This is a genomic window from Paenibacillus tyrphae, from assembly GCF_000722545.1.
GTDB classification, from domain to species: Bacteria; Bacillota; Bacilli; order Paenibacillales; family NBRC-103111; genus Paenibacillus_G; species Paenibacillus_G tyrfis.
Window position 1 is genome coordinate 332,574 of the sequence record NZ_JNVM01000010.1, and the last position, 21,045, is coordinate 353,618.

Consider the following 21,045-nt stretch of genomic DNA (forward strand, 5'->3'; position numbering starts at 1 on the left):
ACGTTTTTGCGAAAAACGAAAGGAGTCTTTTGCCATCATGCAGCATTTTCAAGAGAGCATCTACCAATTGATCGTCGAAACGTCCACGAACCTTCCGGCCGACGTCCGGGAAGCGATTCAAGCCGCCCGTGCCCGGGAGGATGCAGGAACGCGTTCCGCGCTTTCGCTGTCTACGATTGCAGACAACATTCGGATGGCGGAGTGCAACGTATCGCCGATCTGTCAGGATACGGGAATGCCGACGTTTATCGTTCATTGTCCGGTCGGCGCCAACCAGATCGAGATGAAGAAACAGATTATCGCCGCCGTTGCCCAAGCGACGAAGGACAGCAAGCTGCGGACGAACTCCGTCGATTCGCTGACCGGCGCGAACAGCGGGGACAACATCGGTCCGGGCACCCCGGTCATCCACTTCGAACAGTGGGAACGGAATGAAATCGAAGCGAAGCTGATCCTCAAGGGCGGCGGCTGTGAAAATAAGAACATTCAATACAGCCTGCCGACCGAGCTCGAAGGCCTCGGCAAAGCGGGCCGCGATCTCGACGGCATCCGCAAATGCATCCTGCATGCGGTCTATCAAGCGCAAGGCCAAGGCTGTAGCGCCGGGTTCATCGGCGTAGGCATCGGCGGCGACCGGACGACCGGCTACGAGCTGGCGAAGCACCAGCTGTTCCGGGCGGCGGACGACGTCAATCCGAACGATGAGCTCCGCAAGCTGGAAGAATACATTATGGACAACGCCAACAAGCTCGGCATCGGAACGATGGGCTTCGGCGGTCAAGTGACGCTGCTCGGCTGCAAGGTCGGCGTCATGAACCGGCTGCCGGCAAGCTTCTTCGTCTCCGTCGCATATAACTGCTGGGCGTTCCGCAGACAAGGCGTGCTGCTTGATCCGGCAACAGGCGCGATCACGAAGTGGGCATACCGCAAGGGTGAAGAGCTGCCGATGCAGAAGGACGAGCCGGCTGCCGCATCCGAGTCGGGCGAACGCCGTGAAGTCGTGCTGCAGACGCCGATCTCCGAGGAGCAGATCCGCCAGCTCCGCGTCGGCGACGTCGTAATTATCAACGGACCGATGCACACGGGCCGCGATGCGCTGCACAAATATTTGATGGATCACGATTCTCCGGTGGATCTGAACGGCGCGGTGATTTATCACTGCGGACCGGTTATGGCCAAGGATGCGGAAGGAAACTGGGTCGTGAAAGCGGCAGGCCCGACGACCAGCATCCGCGAGGAGCCTTACCAAGGCGACATTATTAAGAAGTTCGGCATCCGCGCGGTCATCGGCAAAGGCGGCATGGGCGCCAAAACGCTCAAAGCGCTGCAGGAGCACGGCGCGGTGTACCTGAATGCGATCGGCGGCGCAGCCCAATACTATGCGGAATGCTTTAAGAAAGTGGAAGGCGTCGACTTCATGGAATTCGGCATTCCGGAAGCGATGTGGCATCTCCAAACGGAAGGCTTTGCAGCCATCGTCACGATGGATTCCCACGGCAACAGCCTGCATGCCGACGTCGAGCAGGAGTCGCGCGAGAAGCTGGCCCAGTTCAAAGAACCGGTGTTCGTATAAGGCCCGGCCATGGGATCATTCGGCATCAGGCTGAACGCCTGGATAGAAAAATATTTGTCCGTCATTGTCCCGGTATCGTTGATACTGGGGTTTCTTTTGTCTCATTATATGAATAGCTGGACGGCGGCCGTGCCGCTGCTGTTCGCCTATTTGACCTTCGTCATGGCGACCGGCTGCAGCTTCGGCCAAATCCGCGAGGCGTTTCGGATGCCGGTGCCGATGGCGCTGACGTTCGTGCTATCGCATATCGTGGCGCCGGCGCTCGGTTATGCGATCGGCCGTACCGCCTTCGGCGCGGAATCGCCTTATGTGGTCGGGTTCGTCCTGTTCGCGATCATCCCGCTCGGGGTATCGTCCGTTATCTGGGTCGGATTGTCCAAAGGGCATGTGCCGCTGGCCCTGGCCATGATCGTGATCGATTCGGCCCTTAGCCCGTTTGTCATTCCGGCCGCGGTGGAACTGATCTTCGGCGAAGCTATCGCGTTTGACCATACGAAGGTGATGCTGGATTTGGTCGAAATCATCGTGGTGCCGACGATTCTCGGCGTGCTCGTGAACGAGGTGTCCAAGCAGCGCTTCAAGAGTTGGTCGGCTCCCGTCTGCGGCCCGACCTCCAAGCTGGCGCTGGCCGTCGTGGTCATGATCAATGCGGCTGCGATTGAGCCGTATGTGGCGCAGATGAAGAGCGATATGATCGTCGTTATTCCGTTGGTCGTGCTACTGGTGCTTTTGTCATACTTGATCGGCTTCGCAGGCTCGGTTTGGCTGCGCAAGCCCGATTTGGTCATTACCATTACGTATTCGTCCGGCATGCGCAACATTTCGCTCGGGCTGGTGCTGGCGCTCGCTTATTTCGAGCCGTTGACCGCGGTGCCCGTCGTTCTGTCGATTTTGATCCAGCAGCCGATGGCGACGCTCAATCATTGGTTGATGAAAAAGTATTTGCGCTCGTCCCTTTACACAAAATTAACTGGCGCTTCGCCGGACGAACAAGTACGATATTGAGTAAAAACGTTTGTCGGGACCTTGGCGCCCGCGCAGCTCGCTTGGAGGGAAAACGCACCTTATGAAGATGTTCCGCGCCCGATTGACCTTGATTTTTATCGCTTTGATCGGCGCTTCCGTGCTGATGGCCGGTTTGTTCATGGCCCAAATGCTGCAGCAATCGTATATCGACTCGCTGAAAACGAATATGGAGCGGGAGCTGCGAATTATTCTCGCGACGATGGATTGGAGCCACCGGGGATCGGAGCCGGAGCTGATGAAGGAGTTCTCGGAACGGGCCGCCCGGTTGAAACAGTTTGCCGACGCCCGGGTCACGTATATCCGCGGAGACGGCAAAGTATTGGCCGATTCGGATTCCAATCCGGCGGAGATGGAGAATCACCTTCACCGCGAAGAGATTGAAGCTGCGGCAAGCTCGGGGAAAGTCGGCTACGCGAAGCGCTACAGCAGCACGATCGGTCAAAATATGCTCTACGTCGCCATTCCGGTGCAGATAGGAGACAAGACCGAAGGCTATCTGCGGCTCGCGATGAGTCTGGCGGAGGTCGAGCAGTCCATCCGCAAAGTATGGTACGTTCTGCTCGGCGGGCTGCTGGCGGTGTTCCTGCTGGCCGGTCTAATCAGCTATCGCGTGGCCTACGGCATTACGCGGCCGATCGAGCTGATCACAAGCGTCGCGCAGCAGATTACGGATATGAATTACAAGTACCGTGTCCGGCTCAACAAAAAAGACGAGATCGGGCAGCTGGGCCATGCAATCAACCGGATGGCGGATAGTCTGCAGCTGCAGATGAATCGCATTCTGGAGGACGAGAACCGGCTCAAGAGCGTGCTGGAGAACATGATCAGCGGCGTCATGATGATCGACCGGGAAGGCAAGATCGTGCTTCTGAACCGTTCGGCCGAAGACATTCTCGGCTTTTCCGCGCAAGAGCTTCTAGGGAAAAAATTCGATCAGGCGAAGCAGCAGTTCGAATTCACCCAGTTGATCCAGGAATGTATCGATGTGCGCGAGCATATGCGGGACGAAATGATTTTCTACTACCCAAGCGAGCGCATATTGGAAATTAACCTGAGTCCGATCTCGGATTCGAGCCAGGAATGGACGGGGCTTCTCATCGTGCTGCACGATATCACCGCCGTCCGGAGGCTGGAGCGGATGCGCAGCGAATTCGTCGCCAACGTGTCCCACGAGCTGAAGACGCCGATCGCCGCGGTCAAAGGCTTCGCCGAAACGCTGCTGGCCGGGGCGCTGAACGACAAGGAAACGGCGCGGTCGTTTCTCCAGATCATTTTCGACGAGAGCGAGCGGCTCAACCGGTTGATCGGGGACATTCTGGAGCTGTCCAAAATCGAATCGAAGCGCATTCCGCTCCAGTTCTCGCCGGTGCATCTGGAAACGTTCGTCGGTCATTGCGTCAACGTGATGCGGACGGAGGCGGCGAAGAAATCGATCGAGCTGGACATGCAGGTGCCCGAGGACATTTATATGGAAGCGGACGAGGACCGGCTGCGGCAGATTTTGATCAACCTGCTGTCCAACGGGATCAACTATACGCCGGAGGGCGGCAAAGTGAAAGTGAAGGTCGAGCAGCTGCTCGGCGGAACGTCGGAGGCGGCGGACGACAAGGTCCGGTTTACGATTGCGGATACGGGGATCGGCATTCCGAAGAAGGACCTGCCGCGCATCTTCGAGCGGTTTTACCGGGTGGACAAGGCGCGTTCCCGCAGCTCCGGGGGCACGGGACTCGGACTGTCGATCGTCAAGCATCTGGTGGAGCTTCACAAGGGTACGATCCGGGTGGAAAGCGAAGTCGGCGTGGGAACGAAGTTCGAGATCGATATGCCGATGATTCACTGAGCTCAGGCTGTTTTAGCCAAAAAAGCATTTACCGTTTGTCAATAAATATAGGCTATGTTAAGCTTTAGATATAGAATAAATGCCCGGGGGAGTAACATGCCGCAAAAAATTTTGGTTATTGAGGACGAGCCTACGCTGGCGAGGCTGTTGTCTTATAATCTTACGCAAGAAGGCTACGAAACCAAAGTGGTCGATCACGGAAGCGACGGATTGCAGGCAGCGCTGCAGCATCAGTTCGATCTCATCGTCCTGGACATCATGCTTCCCGGGATGAACGGTTTTGAGATTTTATCCAAGCTCCGGCAAAAAGGAAACAAAACGCCGGTGATCATCCTGACCGCCCGCAATGCCGAGGAAGAAGTCGTGCAGGGGCTCAAATACGGAGCCGACGACTATATTACGAAGCCTTTCGGCGTGGCGGAGCTGTTGGCACGGGTATCCGCCGTGCTGCGACGGACGACGGCTGATGACGGCCTGCTGGATAAGCCCGGAAGCGGGGAGAAGGTCATCACTGCGGGCGACCTGTATATTTATCCGGAAAAATACGAGGTGCTGCTCGGCGGCGAATCGATTCCGCTTCGTCCGAAGGAGTTCGAAGTGCTGCTGTATCTTGTGCAGCGGCCGGGCGTCGTCGTGACGCGGGATGACCTGATGAACATCGTCTGGGGCTTCGACTATATCGGCGGTCAGCGGACGGTGGACGTGCACGTCAGTTCCCTCCGCAAAAAGCTGGAAATGAACCAGCAATCGGTGCAGATCGAATCGATTCGCGGCGTCGGCTACAAGCTGGTCAGTTCGGCAGGAAAAAAAGGATAGCTTACGCAGCAGGGAGGAGGCAGCAGATATCGCGGCCTCCTTTTCTTTTTGCATAAGCGGAATTCTTTGGGTCGAATCGTGGCGATCAGTATCCATTTCCCGGGAAATAGGTCGAAAGGCGGGTGAATTGATGTCGGATCGAATCAAATGGGGAGTTCTAGGGACGGGACGCATTATAGGCAAAGCCGGTATGGCGATAAAAGAAGCGGCAAACGGAATGTGGCATGGAGTAGCCGGAAGGACGGAAGAGAACGGGCATTCTGCTGCCGAACGCTTCGGTGTGCCTCATTCTTATGAGAACTATGAGGCCTTATTGCGCGATCCCGAGATTGATGCGGTGTATATCGCTTTACTTAATCATCTGCATAAAGAATGGGCGGTGAAAGCGTGCGAAGCTGGAAAGCACGTGCTGCTGGAAAAGCCGCTTGCTTTGAGCGGGAGCGAGGCTAATGCGATTGCCGATGCGGCCCAAAAGCATAACGTGCTGGTCCGGGAAGCATTTGTGTGGAAATATTACCCCGGATTCGAGCAGATACGCGATTGGATCGGGGAAGGCGCGATTGGGCAATGGGCCCGTTTTTACGGGCGCTTTTCGTTCCTGGCCGACGAGGCCAGCAGCCGCTGGCGCAAAGACTGGGGCGGTGGCGCGCTGTACGACATCGGCTGTTATCCGGTCGCTTGGGCGCGGTACTTCACCCGGGAGGAGCCGATAGCCGCAGATGCGGCTCTGGACCTGCATCCCCTGCATGGCGTAGACCGGCGGTTCACGGGTACACTCTACTTTGGCGAGGGGCGTACGGCCCAATTGGATGCGGCTCTGGATCTGCCTCATGGAGCCAGCTTCGAGCTATGGGGCACGAAGGGGAAGCTGCAGGTTGAGCTCGACGTGACCGCGGAGGAGCTGCGGATTCGCTGTCGGCTCGATAGCCGGTGGAAGGAATGGGTCACCGACCGGCTCACGCCGTTTCGCTTGCAGGCGGAGAGCTTCGCGGATGCGGTGCTGCTTCGGAAGCAGGGGCGTTCAGAAGACAGCGACGGAGCCGAAGAAGCGCTCCGACAAGCGCGGGTTATGGATGCGCTGCTGGAGGCAGCCCGTACAGAGCGCAGGGTGAGCGTACAGGCGTCTGCCGAATGAGAAGCCGATATATGACGAACGCAGCGGTGCTCTATTACGGAACCGGAAGCTATGATGACACAATCGCATATAACGAACGCCAATTCCGAAATATCTTTTTGCCCGCAACTTGTCTATACTAAGGCTTGGGATTACGAATCAAACCGCGAATGACGAAGGAGGCGCCGTCTTCATGTCTAAAGTATACCGAATTGGAATTATCGGCTGCGGGGGGATTGCCAACGGCAAGCACATGCCTGCGCTGAAAAATCAACCTAACGCTGAAATGGTCGCATTTTGCGATATTGTCGAAGAGCGGGCGCATGAGGCCGCAAGCAAGTTCGGCGCGCCGGGAGCGAAAGTGTATTCGGATTATAAGCAGCTGCTGGCCGATACGACGCTCGATCTCGTTCATATTTGTACGCCGAACGATTCCCACGCCGACATTACGATCGACGCTCTGGAATCCGGTAAGCACGTGATGTGCGAGAAGCCGATGGCGAAAACCGCAGCGGATGCGAGACGTATGGTGGAAGCCGCGAAGCGGACCGGCAAAAAGCTGACGGTCGGCTATCAAAACCGTTTCCGCGCGGACAGCCAATATTTGAAAAAGGTTTGCGAGGAAGGCGAGCTCGGCGACGTTTACTACGCTAAAGCGCACGCGATCCGCCGCCGCGCCGTGCCGACCTGGGGCGTCTTTCTGGATGAAGAGAAGCAAGGCGGAGGCCCGCTGATCGATATCGGGACGCACGCGCTTGATTTGACGCTGTGGATGATGGACAATTACAAGCCGAAGGCCGTTCTCGGGACCGCGTTTCATAAGCTGTCGAAGAAAGCAAACGCTGCCAACGCTTGGGGCTCTTGGGACCCGGAGAAATTCACGGTCGAGGATTCCGCGTTCGGCATGATTACGATGCAGAACGGAGCGACGATCGTGCTCGAATCGAGCTGGGCGATTAACCTGCTGCAAACCGGCGAAGCCAAAACGACGCTGTGCGGCACCGAGGGCGGCGCCGACATGTGGGACGGCTTGCGCATCAACGGCGAGAAGCACAGCCGCTTGTTCATGAACGAAATTCAGCTGGATGCTAAAGGCGTCGATTTTTACGAAGGCAACGGCGAAAACCCGGCCGATCTTGAAGCCCGCTTGTGGCTGGAAGCGATCGACAAGGATATCGATCCGGTCGTTACGCCGGAGCAGGCCTGCGTCGTATCGGAAATTCTCGAAGCGATCTACGAATCTTCCCGTACGGGTAAAGCCATCTATTTCGAATAAACGTAGGGAGCCCCGGCCTCGCATTGGATGCGAAAACCGGGGCTTTTCGTATGCCTGCCGACTTCTTGGCATCAAACCGGCTGCAGCTTCTTTTCCTCTTCTTCCCGGCGGGCGGCATCGTAATCCTTGCATTCCGCCTGCTCTTGAGGCGCTGCTTGCGTCCCGGTGTCAGTCGACGCTGCAGGTGCCGATGGTGCAGCTACGACCTCGGCCACGGCTTGCCCCGCACTCTTGACCGCGGGGCTTACCTCGCGATCCTCTTCCTTCTGGACCCGGCTTTCGTCCATCTCCGGCGATACGGGAATCTCGGCTTTCCCAGCTTCCTCCGCTTCGATATCATCCATCTTGAACTTGTCGATTTCCTCGAACAGCCGCCGCGATAGCGAAAGCATATCGTCCGCCTGCGAAGCAATGTGCCGAATGGCCGTATCCTGCTGGTGCGATGAGGAATTGACCTCTTCCACACCCGCCGCGGATTCCTGGGCAATGGCGGCAACGTGCTGTACGGCATCGACGAGCTGGCCGTTTTTCTCCTGCGCATCGGTGATCAGCTCGTGAATTTGGCCGATGTGGCCGGAAAGCTCGTCCATCGAGGAACGAATCGAGCTGAATGCTTCCATGCTCTCGTCCATCTTCCCGTTCTGCTCGTCAAACGAGCGGCGGGCTTCCTCAAACGAGGCTTCCATCTCGCTCATTTGGATCTGCAGCGACTTGACGATCAGCCCGATCCTCTTGGACGATTCGGCCGTCTGCGAAGAGAGCTGGCGGACCTCCTCCGCGATGACGGAGAAGCCTTTGCCGTGTTCTCCGGCCCGCGCCGCTTCGATGGACGCATTGAGCGCCAGCACGTTGGTCTGCGTGGCGATTTCCGCAATCGTGCCGACAATTTTGCCGATTTGCGCCGAGCTTTGCGACAAGGTCTCCATCGCGACGGTCACTTGCCGGAGAACGTCTCCCGACCGGTCGGCCGACTGTCTGAGCGCTTCCATCGACCGGGAACCGGTGTGGGTATTGAATGCGGCTTCGCGGCTTTTTCGCTGCATCGTATCCGTATATTCGTTGATTTTACGAATTTCCTCGGCCAAGCCAGTGATGAGGTAGGCGCTGTGCTCCGAGTAATGGGCTTGCTGCTCCGCTCCGGCAGAAATGTCTTGGATCGCACGCAGAATGTCTTGATTGGCGGCCGCCGTCGACCCCGAGAATTCGCGGAACGAAAGCGAATGTCCGGCTAACGAAGAAGCGATCTGCTTCGTGCTGTGCAGCATGCCCCGCACTTGATCGACCATATGATCGAAGCTTTGGCTGAGCAGCCCGAGCTCGTCGCGGGAGCGGCTTCCGATTTTGTGCCGCAGGTCTCCGTCCGCGATTCGCCCTACGGCATGCTGCAGCCGGCGGATCTGTCCGGTGAACGAGCGAATCACAAGGACGCCGATCGCGGTTACGCATACCGCCACCAGGGCGAACGCGGTGATCATGACGGCAACGGTTCGATCCAACCCATCCTGCGTCGCCGTTACGGCAGCGGCGGCATCGCTCGCATACGAGACGTAGAAATGATCGACATACGTGAAAATTTCGCTCATAATCCGCTGCGACTCGTTATACAGGTACTCCATATTTTTATCGACGTCCGTTTTCGTCAACGACTTGTCCTGAATGACCTTGGCCGCCACGTCGAACGTATTCGTATATTCTCCGGTGAGCAGAATCAGCTTGCTCCGCCACACGGATTTCTCATCCGTATCGGCCGTTTCGCCGATGCGCTGGACCATTTGATCGTACAGCTTTCTTTTTTCGTTATATTTGGGGATATAGTCCGGGTTCTTCGAGATTTCCAAGCCGGAGGCGATAATATTGAGCTCCTGGACCATTTCCTTCAATTCAAGCGCCATCAGCTTGAGCTCCACCTTCTCGTTTTGAACGCCCAATTGGCTTTTGATCCGATGCATCTGGTTTACGTTAAATAACGCAACGCACATAAACAAGACCACCATAGCCGACAAACCGGCGATCAGCTTCTGTCTAAGCGTCATAGCGCCTGTTAGTTTCATAGAAACCCTCCACTCTTTCTTTCTAGTTAATCCCGATTCTGATGCCAGTGTAGGACTAAAGTATTAATAGAAGAACGGAAGTTTGTAAAACGATTGTTAACTTTTAGCAGCTTTAAACTTTTACATTCCGTTTACGTTCCGATGGTTTTCACTTAACAATTGGTTGGTACGATGTCCTAGTAAACAAAAAACAAAGGGAGGACATGCTGAAATGTTGAAGCAGCTGTCAAAAAAAGGTTTAAGCTTGGCCATGGTTTCGATCTTAATGTTGGGGGTTCTTTCCGCTTGCGGTACGAAGACAGATCCGGCACCGAATAATTCGGCAGCAGGTGGAGACAAAACGGCAACAACGGGGGACAAAAAACCGGCAGACCAACCGGCTAAAACAGAAGAGATCACCGGTACGGTAACGGCTTCCGGCTCCAGCGCCCTGCTTCCGCTCGTTAAAGCGGCTGCGGACGAGTTCATGAAGAAAAACCCGAAAGTAACGATCAACCCGACCGCCGGCGGTTCCGGTACAGGTCTTAAAAACGTAGCGGACGGCACGTCCGATATCGGAAACTCCGACATCGAAGCCGGCCCGGAATATAAAGACAAAGGTCTTGTCGACCACATCGTAGCAGTTGCGTCTTTTGCCATCATCGTTAATAAAGATGTTACGATCGACAATTTGACCAAAGCTCAAGCAGCAGACATTTTCTCCGGTAAAATCACGAACTGGAAAGAAGTTGGCGGCAAAGATCAAAAAATTACGATCGTTCACCGTCCGGACAGCTCCGGTTCCCGTGCGCTCGTGAAGAAAATCGTTCTGGACGGCAAAGACTTCACGAAAGACGGCGTAACGCAAGAATCCAGCGGCGCTATGGCTACAACCGTTGGTCAAACGACCGGCGCGATCGGTTATGTAGACACGCCTTATATTAACGATACTTTGAAAGCTCTGAAATTCGAAGGCGTAGCTTTCAGCAAAGACGCGATCAAAGACGGCAAATATCCGTTGTACGGCATCGAGCATATGTACACGAAAGGCGAAGCCAAAGGCGCAGCCAAAGCATTCATCGACTACCTGATGAGCCCGGAATTCCAAGACAAAAAAGTCGAGGAGCTCAAATTCCTTCCGGCCAACCTGTTGAAAAAATAATCGTCTAGTCATCTACGAGAGCAGCGGCATCATGTCGCTGCTCTTTTTATGTCCAGCTATGCCGATTTGTCGAAACCCGCGCAATTTTTACATTACCTTAACAATTCTCATGTTCTGTTATTACATTCGTACTCTATGATGGTTTTGAGCTAAGGAACACGTGTGGAACTATTCGAACCAGGGGGTAATAGCTGATGAATTCATTTGCCGATCAGCTGACGGAAAGTGTGAAGGAAGAGCGGGAGGAGCATCGGATGAACCGCTGGACGAGAGCGCAGAACAGAAACGACCAAGTGATGAGATGGATATTTATAGGAAGCGCGTCGCTCGTCACGTTCATCATCTTTTCCGTGATCGTCTTCGTCGGTTGGCAAGGAGTCAAAACCTTTTCGGGCGTAACGCCGGTAGAGTTCTTTTTCTCGACCGACTGGACCCCGTCGGAAAATAAATTCGGCGCGTTCTCGTTTCTGTACAGCACGCTGCTGCTGACCTTCTTGTCGGTGCTGCTGTCGGTGCCTCTCGCGCTGTCGGGTGCGGTCTTTATGGCTAAAATCGCGCCAAAGTGGGTGCGTGAAATTCTTCGTCCGGCGACCGACTTGTTCGTTGGGATTCCGTCGGTCGTCTACGGCTTGATCGGTCTTACGGTGATCGTTCCGTTCCTCGCCAAGTTTAATGAGGGCTTCGGGTACGGGATTTTGCCGGCGGCCATCATCCTGGCGATCATGATTCTGCCGACGATTCTGTCCATCTCCGAGGACGCGATCCGCGCGTTGCCCGGCCGCCTGGAAGAGGCTTCGCTCGCGCTTGGTGCGACGCGCTGGCAGACGATTTGGCGCGTGCTTATTCCTGCGGCCCGGCCCGGCATTCTGACCGGGATCATTCTCGGGATGGGACGAGCAATCGGAGAAACGATGGCTGTGTTCATGGTTATCGGCAACTCGCCGCAAATGCCGGATTCGCTGCTCAGCTCGGCTACGGTGCTGACGACGGCGATCGTCAAGGACATAGGGAACACCCATTACGGCAGCACGTGGAACAACGCTTTGTTCCTGATGGCACTTGTGCTGCTTCTGATCTCGCTGGCCATGATCCTGATCATCCGCATTGTCGCAAAGAGGAGTGAAGTGAAATGACAAGCAAAACGACCGACCGGATCGCCACGCTCTATTTTTGGGCAACGGGCGCTGTTATTATATTGATTCTGGCCTGGTTTCTATTCCGGATCTTGGGCGACGGGCTGCCGATGCTGAGCTGGAATTTCATCACCGGCAAGCCTTCGGAGATTATGGCCGGCGGCGGCGTAGGCCCACAGTTGTTCAACTCCTTCTATATTTTGTTCCTCTCGCTGTTGATCTCGCTGCCGATCGGTATCGGCGCCGGCGTGTATCTGGCCATTTATGCGAAGAAGAACCGGTTTACGGACATCGTGCGCGTCTCGGTCGAAGCTTTGTCTTCCGTGCCGTCGATCGTCTTCGGTTTGTTCGGCTTCCTGTTGTTCGTCAACTGGATGGGTCTGAAATTTTCGATCATCGGCGGGGCGATCACCTTGTCGCTGCTTAATCTGCCTGTGCTTGTGCGGGTAACGGAAGAAGCAATCAAATCCGTTCCGGAATCGTACTGGGAAGCGTCGCTCGCCCTCGGCTCGACCCGCTGGCAGGCGATCCGCAAGGTGCTGCTCCCGGCTTCGCTGCCGAGCTTAATTACGGGGATCACGCTTGTCGCGGGCCGCGCCCTCGGGGAATCGGCCATTCTGATCTATACCGCAGGGCTGTCGGTATCGCGTTTCTTCCCGGACTTCAATCCGCTCAGCATGGGCGAGACGCTGTCCGTTCATCTCTGGTACGTCCAATCCGAAGCGATCGTGCCGGATGCCAAGAACATTGCTAAAGGCTCCGCCGCGCTGCTGTTGATCGTCGTGCTGATCTTTAACCTGTTAATCGGTATTCCAAGCCGTATGCTGCAGAAAAAATTGTCCGGAGGGAAATGACTATGGCGACAGCGAGTGCAATCGCGAACCCAAAGGTTGCGAATAAAATCAAAGTAGAGCAATTAAATTTATATTACGGTGAAAATCATGCACTGCATAACATTGGGCTGACGATCGAGCAAAATTCCATCGTCGCGTTGATCGGCCCTTCCGGCTGCGGGAAATCGACTTTTCTGCGCACCCTGAACCGGATGAACGATCTGATCGACAACGTGCGCATTACCGGCGACATCTATGTGGACGGCCAAAATATTTACGGCCCGGAAACGGACGTCGTGTCCCTGCGCAAGAAGGTCGGCATGGTGTTCCAGCGTCCGAACCCGTTTCCGATGAGCATTTACGACAATATCGCTTACGGCCCGCGGATTCACGGCACGAAGAAAAAAGCCGTGCTCGACGAAATCGTCGAACGCAGCCTGGTGCAGGCCGCCCTGTGGGATGAGGTCAAGGACCGCTTGAACAAGTCGGCGCTCGGTCTCTCCGGCGGTCAGCAGCAGCGCTTGTGCATTGCGCGTCTGCTTGCCGTCGAGCCGGATGTGCTGCTGATGGATGAGCCGACGTCTGCGCTCGACCCGATCTCGACGCTGAAGGTCGAAGAGCTGACGCAGGTATTGAAGGAGAAATATACGATCATCATCGTTACACATAACATGCAGCAAGCTGCGCGGATTTCCGACTACACCTCGTTCTTCTTGAACGGCGTGCTTGTTGAGTCCGACAAAACGGACAAAATCTTTACCACGCCTTCCGACCAACGGACGGAAGATTACATTACCGGACGGTTCGGATAAGTTCTCGGCCGTTCGGACAAAGGAGCGCTTTATTCGTGGATAACCGGTTCAATTTCCATCAATCGCTGGATCTGCTTCAAAAAGACCTGCTTGACATGGGCAACAATGTGGCAAGGCTCATCCGCCAAGCCGTCGAATCGCTAGCGCGGCTGGATGAGAGCTTGGCCCGGCAAACGATCGAAGAGGACGATCAGATCGACGAGATGACCGCTAGAATCGAAGAGGATTCACTGCGGCTGATCGCATTGCAGCAGCCGATGGCTAGCGATCTGCGGATTATCAGCATGGCGCTGAAGATCGCCACTGATCTGGAACGCATTGCAGATCATGCCGTCGATATCGCCAAAATTTGCATCCGGTTGAACGGTCAAGAGCTGGTGAAGCCGCTCGAAGACATTCCGCGCATGGCGGAGCTGACCCAGAATATGCTGCAGGAAAGTCTGCTGGCTTATACCGAACGCGACGTTCACCGGGCTGCGGCGCTGGCCGAGAAGGACGACGAAGTCGACAAGCTGTACAGCGTCATCATGAACGATATCATCATGCTGATGGGCACGGATTTTGCCAAAAACAGACAATTGTCCCAGCTCATGCTGGCTGCTCATTTCCTTGAACGCGTCGCCGATCATTCGACGAATATCGGAGAAGGCGTGATCTTTATGGTCACAGGCAAACGGAAAGATTTGAACGTATAGCGGATACCGAACGGCTCCGGCCGGAGTCCCGCCGCGCGCTTACACCAAGGCGCGGGTGGGACTTTTTGCTTTTTTTGCCATCGTAAAAAAACACAGCTTCCGTGCAACTTTCTCCATTTGAAACGAATCCCCCTCATAGTAAGATCGAACCATAAAGGAGGAATGCAGCATGGAAGCCAAGCTGGAGAGGGCGGTACGTTCCGCAGTTAAACCGTCGCGGGCCCGGGAAACGTGGAGGCTGATGAAGAAGTACAAGGCCATTTATATCCTTTCGCTGCCCAGCATTTTATATTTCGTGATATTCAAATACGTTCCTTTGATGGGCTCGGTCATGGCGTTTCAAAACTACAACATTTTTAAAGGAATTGCGGGGAGTCCGTGGATCGGGCTTGAAAATTTTCAGCGGATGTTCGCCTATGACGAGTTTTTGCGTATTTTAAAAAACACGATTCTGATCGGATTTTACGATTTGATCTTCGCTTTTCCGTTTCCGATCGTGCTGGCGCTGCTCCTGAATGAAATGCGGCTGCTGATGTTCAAGCGGATTATTCAGACGGTGGTGTATATGCCGCACTTCTTGTCGTGGGTCATTGTCGGCGGGATTGCGATCGGCATTTTGTCTCCGACGACGGGGGTCGTCAATCATTTGCTGGGCTGGTTCGGGATCGAGCCGATTTATTTTTTGGGCGAAGATTCGTACATCCGCACCATCCTGGTCAGCTCGGGCATCTGGAAAGACAGCGGTTGGGGGACGATCGTCTATTTGGCGGCGCTGGCCGGGGTCAATCCGGAAATGTACGAGGCGGCCGTCATGGACGGCGCGAACCGCTGGCGGCAGACGATATCGATCACGATTCCGACAATTATGCCGACCATCGTCATCTTGTTCCTGCTGCATATCGGCCATTTCCTCGATTTCGGATTCGAGCGGGTCTATGTGTTCCTCAATTCGCTCAACGAAGGGTCGGGGGATATTATGGACACTTATATTTACCGGGTCGGCTTGGTGGGGCGTCAATACAGCTTCACGACCGCCGTCGGGCTGTTCAAATCGGTCGTCGGGCTGGCGCTGATCATGCTTGGCAACGCGCTAAGCCGCAAAGCGACCGGACAAGGACTATATTAGGCGGGTGAATGCAGATGAATCATATAACTCCGGCGGGACGGGTATTCTCGGTATTGAACTATGTTGTGCTTACGATTCTTGCGGCGACGATGATCCTGCCGCTGCTTCACGTGGTCGCCCAATCGCTCAGCGCCGACGCCGCGATCAACAGCGGGAAGGTGACGCTGTGGCCGGTACAATTTACGCTTGAAAATTATCAGTTGATCTTAAAAGACGCCTCTGTCTGGCGCTCCTTCTCGGTCAGCCTGTTCATCACCGTCGTCGGAACGGTCATCAATCTGATCGCCACCGCGGCGCTCGCTTACCCGCTATCGCGGCCGGAATATGCGGGCCGTACGTACGTGCTGCTTATGGTGCTCGTCACGTTGATTTTCCAGGCGCCGCTGATTCCGAACTATTTGCTGGTCAAGAACTTGCACCTGCTCGATACGGTGTGGGCGTTAATTATCCCGAGCGCCATCAGCGCGTACAATCTGTTCGTCATGCGTTCCTTCTTCGTCAACCTGCCGAACGAGCTGATCGATGGCGGCCGGATGGACGGCTGCGGCGAAATGCGTATCGTGTGGAGCATCGTGCTTCCGTTGTCCAAGCCGGCGATGGCGACCATGGGCCTGTTCTATGCGGTATCGCACTGGAATACGTACTCCAATGCCTTGTATTATATTAATAACCGGGCGCTCTACCCGCTGCAGGTCCGCTTGCGCGAAATCGTCATTACCGACTTCTTCGGCTCGTCCGACCAGCTGTCGCAGTTTACGAACACGTCGCCGGAAGGCATCAAAATGGCGATTATTACGGTGGCGACGATTCCGATCATGATGATTTATCCGTTTCTTCAGCGCTATTTTGTCAAAGGGATGCTGATCGGCTCGATCAAATCGTAACCGTTCATCAGACGACAGAACAGGCCCCATCGTAAAAAAACACATTGTGATAATAAGTTAGCCAATTCTATGATTGATTTGAAATCGCTATCATTTGAATGGGGCAGCATGCACATCCACATACTTTTTAAGCGAAAGAAGGGGTTCGACTTGAAAAAGCTCATCAGTACGGTGCTGGTCGGTTCGCTGGCAGTAACGGCAGCCGGATGCGGCGGCGGCAAGAATGAAAGCGAAGCGCCGGGTGCCGACGGGAAGCAGGGGCCGACAAAATTTACGATTTCGCTGAACACGAGCGGCAATGCATATGCGGAAAGCTCGCCGAATATTAACGAAGACAAATGGGTTAAAAAGCTGGAGAAGCTGGCAAATGTGGACATGGATATCCGCTTTCTCCCGCTCAAGGAATTCGACCAGAAAATGGCCGTCATGTTCGCCGGTAACGACATCCCCGACGTTGTTCAGGGCAGCAGCGTGAACAGCAAGGCGATGTCCGGCTCGGTGGAGGCCGGGCTGTTCATGCCGCTGGACGATCTGCTGAAAGAATATGCGCCGAATCTGATGAAGCAGGTGCCGAAGCAGGCTTGGGACGAGGTCAGCTACCAGGGCAAAATTTACGCCGTTCCGGCATGGCTGTCCAATCCGTCGCGGCGTGCGCTCTTCATCCGGACGGACCTGCTGGAGAAAACGGGCCTGCCCACGCCCAAGACGGTCGAGGACATGCTGAACGTGATGCGCGCGATGAAAAAGCTCGGCGTCGAGAATCCGTACCAGATCCGGGAAAAATTCAAGTATGCCGATACGATTTTCGGCTCCTACGACGTCATCGGTTCCCAATTCGAGCTGCAGGATGGGCAGGTTGTTCCGAAATTTTTTGACGTGGAAAATATGACGAAAGCGCTCCAAGCCTACAAAACGATGTTCGACGAAGGCTTGATTCCGAAAGATTTTGCGACGGTTACGTCGACCGACTACGGTAAAAATATCGAGGCCGGTAAAGTCGGCATGTGGTCCGCCAATGCGGAAGGGATGGCCAACTACCGTACCAAGGTGAAGAAGGTCGTGCCCGAGGCCAAAATCGATATTATTCCGTCGCCGAAAGGCCCGGAAGGATACGGCGGTCATCTCTTGTACGGCTCCTTATCCACCGCTTTGTATATCAACAAAAACGTAAAGAAGGAAACGGCGATCAGCATCGTCAAATTTTTGGACTGGATGCTGACCGACGAAGCGGAGAAGTTTTTCAGCATCGGGGTGGAAGGCGAGAACTACACCGTAGAGAACGGGCAGATCAAGTACAAATTCCCGCAAACGAAAGAAGAAGTGGACGAAGAGGGCTTCCGCAACAATCTGTGGTGGGCGCATGACATTACCATCAACAAGCTCCGCTCCTCCTTGTCCCAGGACGGCAAGGACTTGGCGAAAGCGTTCGATACGGTGCTGGCCAAAGAAGGGCTCGGTACGATCGAATTCACGCCGACGCTGAATGCGTTCGCCAAATACCCGGATCTGATGCCGACGACCGATACGGCCCCGAAGCTGATCATCGACCATATGGTCAAAATGATCTACGGCAAGGAGCCGATCTCCGATTGGCCGAAGGTCATCGAAGAATACAAAGCCAAAGGCGGCAACGAAGTCATTAAGGAAGCGACGGACCGCTACAACAAGAAGGAAGGCGTCATTGTCCGCAACAATGTGAAGTAACGGTCTGCGACCGGAAAGCCGCTGTCCGTCAAGGCCAACTATCTCATTGCCCTGCATCCCGAAGGCATAGTAAAATCATCATACAGATCACGGTGAAGTATCCGTTCCCGGCTTTGTCCGGAGCGGATACTTTTCCCTTAGGCGGACCTTACAGGAGGGGTGTTCCATGCATTTGCTCATCGTGGACGACGAGCCGGTCATCCGCAGAGGCTTGGTCAAAATGGCGGAGCAGTACAGTCCCGCGTTCGACGGCATCACTACTGCGGAGAACGGAGCGAAAGCGCTGGAGCTGATCCGCGCGCACGAGCCCGACATCGTGCTGACCGATATCCGGATGCCCAAGATGGACGGACTGGAGCTGTGCCGCAGCATTCACGAAGAATTCCCCGATATTCAAACGGTCGTCATCTCCGGGTTCAACGATTTCGAGTACGCGCAAAAATGTCTGGCTTACGGCGTGAAGCAATATTTGCTCAAGCCCGCGACGAAGCCCGAGCTGCATGAAGCGCTGGATACGGTGCTCAAACGGAAAATGAAAGGCTACGTGCCGGTATCCAAATACGTCGAATGGGTAGGGAAGCTGGAGCAGTGCATTTGGGCCAACCAAACGGACGAGCTTGCCCGGTATTTGGAGCAGTGGCGGGGCTACTATCTCGACTCCGGCTTGTCCGCCGCGAAGCTTCGGGAGCTGCTCGGCGATTGTATCCGCCTGCTTGTTCAGCGGCTGCAGGAGCGGAACGCTTTTTCGGTGTCCCCGGAGACGAAGGAGGCGATTGCCGGTCATACGAAGACCGAGCTGCTGGACGATTTCGAGCAGACGCTGCAGGCGATATACCGGAAGTTGATCTCGGCACGCCGCGGGCAATTCAAGGACCCGATGGAAGAAGCGAAGGCCTACATCGATCAGCACTTGTCCAAGGAAGTCACTCTGGAGGAAGTGGCCGAGCTTGTCGGGCTGACCCCGACTTATTTCAGCTCGCTGTTCAAAAAAATGACCTCCGAAACGTTTGTCCAATACCGGATCAAGCGCCGGATGGAGAAAGCGCTTCAATTGATGGCCCAGTCCCATATTCGTATTGTGGACGTGGCTTTGGAGGTCGGGTACGACGACTATCCGCATTTTACGAAAACGTTTAAAAAGATCGTCGGCATTTCGCCTTCGGAATACCGCAGCCAACTGGGGATCAAATGAAAAAGGCGAGCCTGTACCGGAAGCTGTTCCTCTATTTCTTGATCGTCATTATCGTCTCGCTGACGACGGTCGGTATCGTCACGTATTACGCCTCGTCTCAGGAACTGGACCGGATGGTGGAGGGCCAGCTGTCCCAGATGGTCGGCAATGCGGCTTACCATACGGATCTGTATCTGAAATCGTATGAGCGATCCATGGTTTCGCTGCTGACCAACAAGGAGGTCAAACGTTTTATCGACCTGCCGGCAGGGCTGGAGGGATACGAATTCTATGAGATTCAGAAGCAGATCAAGGAATATGTGATCGACCCGATCTTTATACGGAATCCCGAGATTACGGCCGTTTATTCGATCAGCTTCAACGGGAACGCCGTGTATTACTATAACGAAGTCACGGGAACGTCGTTTACACCGGAGCAAATCAAGGAGCAGCTGGCCTTCTTTAAAACGAATACGTCGCCATACGGCAGCCTCAGCGTGCTGAACCGCAGCATTATCGAAAGCCAGAACAACCGGACGATCACGCTCGTGCGCCAAATTCGCGGCTTAACGTCTTCGGAGCCGCAAGGCATCCTCGCGATCGAGCTACGTTCGGCCGAGCTTTCGGAGCTGTGGAAAGGCATTGAGCTCACCAGCACCGGCTTCTTCTTCATCGTCGACGAGAGAGGACGGATCGTGTATCACCCCCAAAGGGAGCGGATTGGGGAAACCGTACAGCCCGAGCTGAAGCGCAGCATCGTCGAATCGGGCCTGCAGTCCTTCGTGGCGGAGGAAAACGGAGAGCGGCGCTTGTACCAGAGCCGGAAGTCCGCGTATTCGGGCTGGCATCTCGTCGTGTCCATGCCGATGGCCGAGCTGCGGAAGCCGGTGGATACGATTCGCGTCACTTCGATCGTCGTCGGTCTGTTTACGCTCGTGTTCGCGTTATGGCTGGCCTTCCGTTTCGGCAAGTCGATTACCGGGCCGATCCGGATGCTCAAGGAAGGCATGCGGGAGACCGAGAAGGGTAACTGGGCGACTATTCCGCTTCCCGAGCAGCGGCAGCGGGACGAAATCATGGAGCTGATGATCCGCTACAATCTGATGGTCAACCGGTTGTCGGAACTCGTGGACAAGGTGTATCAGGCGGAGCTGAAAAACCATGAAATCCAGATGGAGCGGCAAAAGGCGGAGTTCCAATCGCTGCAGCTTCAGATCAATCCGCATTTTTTATACAATACGCTGGAGACGATTGTGTGTTATGCCTTCGTTGAGGATTCGGACGAAATTTCGGAGATTGTGCGGGCGCTGGCTTACATGCTGCGTTATTCCGTACAGACGAATCTGGAGGAAATCACGGTAGCCAACGAGCTGAAGCATGTGCTTAACTTTATGATCGTGCTGAAACACCGGGTCGGGCGGGAGTTTGAGATCGACGTCGCCGTGAAGCCGGAGCTGCTGCTTCACAAGATGGTTCGGCTGACGCTGCAGCCGCTCGTCGAAAACGTATTTCAGCATGCGTTCGAAGGCGGCGTGGAGGATTATCACTGCATCCGGATCGATGCGGGCGAAGGGGACGGGACGTTCTGGGTCAGCGTCGAGGACAACGGGAACGGCATCCCGGAAGACCGTCTGGCGGAGCTGCGGGAGAAGCTGGAAGCGAACCGTCTTGTCGACGGAGGGGACGATGCGGCCGGCAAGAAGGGCGGAATTGGCATTGTTAACGTGCACAGGCGCATTCAGATGGTGTTCGGCGAGCAATACGGTTTGCACATCGAGAGCCGGCTTGACGAGGGAACGAAAGTCACGATGATCATGCCTTCCTCAGGAAGGCCGTCATGAGCGCCGACG

17 protein-coding genes are annotated in these 21,045 nt (G+C 55.2%); 16 read left to right on the top strand and 1 reads right to left on the bottom strand.

The window, feature by feature from the left end; genetic code table 11:
* Window positions 1-37: 37 nt before the first annotated feature.
* The 6 genes from ET33_RS13885 to ET33_RS13910 all read left to right on the top strand — a co-directional run bounded on the left by ET33_RS13885 (window position 38) and on the right by ET33_RS13910 (window position 7,645).
* Window positions 38-1,573 (top strand): fumarate hydratase, encoded by a 1,536-nt coding sequence (locus ET33_RS13885; RefSeq protein ID WP_036682048.1) that lies wholly within the window; start codon window positions 38-40, stop codon window positions 1,571-1,573.
* A 9-nt stretch (window positions 1,574-1,582) separates the two neighbouring features.
* Window positions 1,583-2,578, top strand: coding sequence for a bile acid:sodium symporter family protein (locus ET33_RS13890; RefSeq protein ID WP_036682050.1), 996 nt, complete (start codon window positions 1,583-1,585; stop codon window positions 2,576-2,578).
* Between the two features lie 61 nt (window positions 2,579-2,639).
* Window positions 2,640-4,439 (top strand): two-component system histidine kinase PnpS, encoded by a 1,800-nt coding sequence (gene pnpS, locus ET33_RS13895; RefSeq protein WP_036682052.1) that lies wholly within the window; start codon window positions 2,640-2,642, stop codon window positions 4,437-4,439.
* 96 nt (window positions 4,440-4,535) lie between these two features.
* The gene (locus ET33_RS13900; protein WP_036682055.1) at window positions 4,536-5,255 is read left to right on the top strand and encodes a response regulator transcription factor; all 720 of its coding nucleotides are present in this window, start codon (window positions 4,536-4,538) and stop codon (window positions 5,253-5,255) included.
* A 130-nt stretch (window positions 5,256-5,385) separates the two neighbouring features.
* A complete protein-coding gene (locus tag ET33_RS13905; RefSeq protein ID WP_036682066.1) occupies window positions 5,386-6,390 on the top strand; it encodes a Gfo/Idh/MocA family protein in 1,005 nt (334 codons plus the stop codon).
* Between the two features lie 172 nt (window positions 6,391-6,562).
* Window positions 6,563-7,645: a Gfo/Idh/MocA family protein gene (locus tag ET33_RS13910; protein ID WP_036682070.1), complete on the top strand. Its 1,083-nt coding sequence runs from the start codon at window positions 6,563-6,565 to the stop codon at window positions 7,643-7,645.
* Between the two features lie 71 nt (window positions 7,646-7,716).
* Here ET33_RS13910 and ET33_RS13915 read toward each other — a convergent pair whose 3' ends face one another.
* Window positions 7,717-9,696 (bottom strand): methyl-accepting chemotaxis protein, encoded by a 1,980-nt coding sequence (locus ET33_RS13915; RefSeq protein WP_036682073.1) that lies wholly within the window; start codon window positions 9,694-9,696, stop codon window positions 7,717-7,719.
* A 211-nt stretch (window positions 9,697-9,907) separates the two neighbouring features.
* On the opposite strand from ET33_RS13915, the gene ET33_RS13920 reads away from it, so the two are divergent.
* The 10 genes from ET33_RS13920 (at window position 9,908) to ET33_RS13965 (ending at window position 21,036) form a co-directional block, all read left to right on the top strand.
* The gene (locus ET33_RS13920) at window positions 9,908-10,837 is read left to right on the top strand and encodes a phosphate ABC transporter substrate-binding protein (RefSeq protein WP_036682075.1); all 930 of its coding nucleotides are present in this window, start codon (window positions 9,908-9,910) and stop codon (window positions 10,835-10,837) included.
* A 194-nt stretch (window positions 10,838-11,031) separates the two neighbouring features.
* Window positions 11,032-11,970, top strand: a complete 939-nt coding sequence (gene pstC / locus ET33_RS13925; protein WP_036682077.1) for a phosphate ABC transporter permease subunit PstC — start codon at window positions 11,032-11,034, stop codon at window positions 11,968-11,970.
* Window positions 11,967-12,824, top strand: coding sequence for a phosphate ABC transporter permease PstA (pstA, locus tag ET33_RS13930; RefSeq protein ID WP_036682079.1), 858 nt, complete (start codon window positions 11,967-11,969; stop codon window positions 12,822-12,824). The genes pstC and pstA overlap by 4 nt, the downstream gene beginning before the upstream one ends.
* A 2-nt stretch (window positions 12,825-12,826) precedes the next feature.
* Window positions 12,827-13,615 (top strand): phosphate ABC transporter ATP-binding protein PstB, encoded by a 789-nt coding sequence (gene pstB, locus ET33_RS13935; protein ID WP_081890320.1) that lies wholly within the window; start codon window positions 12,827-12,829, stop codon window positions 13,613-13,615.
* A gap of 35 nt (window positions 13,616-13,650) precedes the next feature.
* Window positions 13,651-14,310 carry a phosphate signaling complex protein PhoU gene (gene phoU, locus ET33_RS13940; protein WP_036682086.1) on the top strand — a complete coding sequence of 220 codons (660 nt, stop codon included), beginning with the start codon at window positions 13,651-13,653 and terminating at the stop codon, window positions 14,308-14,310.
* Window positions 14,311-14,479: 169 nt separating this feature from the next.
* The gene (locus ET33_RS13945) at window positions 14,480-15,436 is read left to right on the top strand and encodes an ABC transporter permease (protein WP_036682089.1); all 957 of its coding nucleotides are present in this window, start codon (window positions 14,480-14,482) and stop codon (window positions 15,434-15,436) included.
* Window positions 15,437-15,450: 14 nt separating this feature from the next.
* Window positions 15,451-16,320 carry a carbohydrate ABC transporter permease gene (locus ET33_RS13950; protein ID WP_036682091.1) on the top strand — a complete coding sequence of 290 codons (870 nt, stop codon included), beginning with the start codon at window positions 15,451-15,453 and terminating at the stop codon, window positions 16,318-16,320.
* A 150-nt stretch (window positions 16,321-16,470) separates the two neighbouring features.
* Window positions 16,471-18,024 carry a type 2 periplasmic-binding domain-containing protein gene (locus tag ET33_RS13955; RefSeq protein ID WP_036682095.1) on the top strand — a complete coding sequence of 518 codons (1,554 nt, stop codon included), beginning with the start codon at window positions 16,471-16,473 and terminating at the stop codon, window positions 18,022-18,024.
* A gap of 166 nt (window positions 18,025-18,190) precedes the next feature.
* Window positions 18,191-19,216 (top strand): response regulator, encoded by a 1,026-nt coding sequence (locus tag ET33_RS13960; protein ID WP_036682098.1) that lies wholly within the window; start codon window positions 18,191-18,193, stop codon window positions 19,214-19,216.
* Window positions 19,213-21,036 carry a cache domain-containing sensor histidine kinase gene (locus ET33_RS13965; protein ID WP_036682103.1) on the top strand — a complete coding sequence of 608 codons (1,824 nt, stop codon included), beginning with the start codon at window positions 19,213-19,215 and terminating at the stop codon, window positions 21,034-21,036. Before ET33_RS13960 ends, ET33_RS13965 begins: the two co-directional genes overlap by 4 nt.
* Window positions 21,037-21,045 lie beyond the last annotated feature (9 nt).

Excerpts from the sequence above, each read along its gene's own strand:
- ET33_RS13950 (WP_036682091.1), top strand. The coding sequence starts at position 15,451 with ATGAATCATATAACTCCGGCGGGACGGGTATTCTCGGTATTGAACTAT.
- ET33_RS13885 (WP_036682048.1), top strand. The coding sequence starts at position 38 with ATGCAGCATTTTCAAGAGAGCATCTACCAATTGATCGTCGAAACGTCC.
- ET33_RS13915 (WP_036682073.1), bottom strand. The coding sequence starts at position 9,696 with ATGAAACTAACAGGCGCTATGACGCTTAGACAGAAGCTGATCGCCGGT.
- ET33_RS13960 (WP_036682098.1), top strand. The coding sequence starts at position 18,191 with ATGCATTTGCTCATCGTGGACGACGAGCCGGTCATCCGCAGAGGCTTG.
- ET33_RS13945 (WP_036682089.1), top strand. The coding sequence starts at position 14,480 with ATGGAAGCCAAGCTGGAGAGGGCGGTACGTTCCGCAGTTAAACCGTCG.
- pstB (WP_081890320.1), top strand. The coding sequence starts at position 12,827 with ATGGCGACAGCGAGTGCAATCGCGAACCCAAAGGTTGCGAATAAAATC.
- ET33_RS13905 (WP_036682066.1), top strand. The coding sequence starts at position 5,386 with ATGTCGGATCGAATCAAATGGGGAGTTCTAGGGACGGGACGCATTATA.
- ET33_RS13890 (WP_036682050.1), top strand. The coding sequence starts at position 1,583 with ATGGGATCATTCGGCATCAGGCTGAACGCCTGGATAGAAAAATATTTG.
- ET33_RS13900 (WP_036682055.1), top strand. The coding sequence starts at position 4,536 with ATGCCGCAAAAAATTTTGGTTATTGAGGACGAGCCTACGCTGGCGAGG.
- ET33_RS13910 (WP_036682070.1), top strand. The coding sequence starts at position 6,563 with ATGTCTAAAGTATACCGAATTGGAATTATCGGCTGCGGGGGGATTGCC.
- pstC (WP_036682077.1), top strand. The coding sequence starts at position 11,032 with ATGAATTCATTTGCCGATCAGCTGACGGAAAGTGTGAAGGAAGAGCGG.
- ET33_RS13920 (WP_036682075.1), top strand. The coding sequence starts at position 9,908 with ATGTTGAAGCAGCTGTCAAAAAAAGGTTTAAGCTTGGCCATGGTTTCG.
- ET33_RS13965 (WP_036682103.1), top strand. The coding sequence starts at position 19,213 with ATGAAAAAGGCGAGCCTGTACCGGAAGCTGTTCCTCTATTTCTTGATC.
- pstA (WP_036682079.1), top strand. The coding sequence starts at position 11,967 with ATGACAAGCAAAACGACCGACCGGATCGCCACGCTCTATTTTTGGGCA.
- pnpS (WP_036682052.1), top strand. The coding sequence starts at position 2,640 with ATGAAGATGTTCCGCGCCCGATTGACCTTGATTTTTATCGCTTTGATC.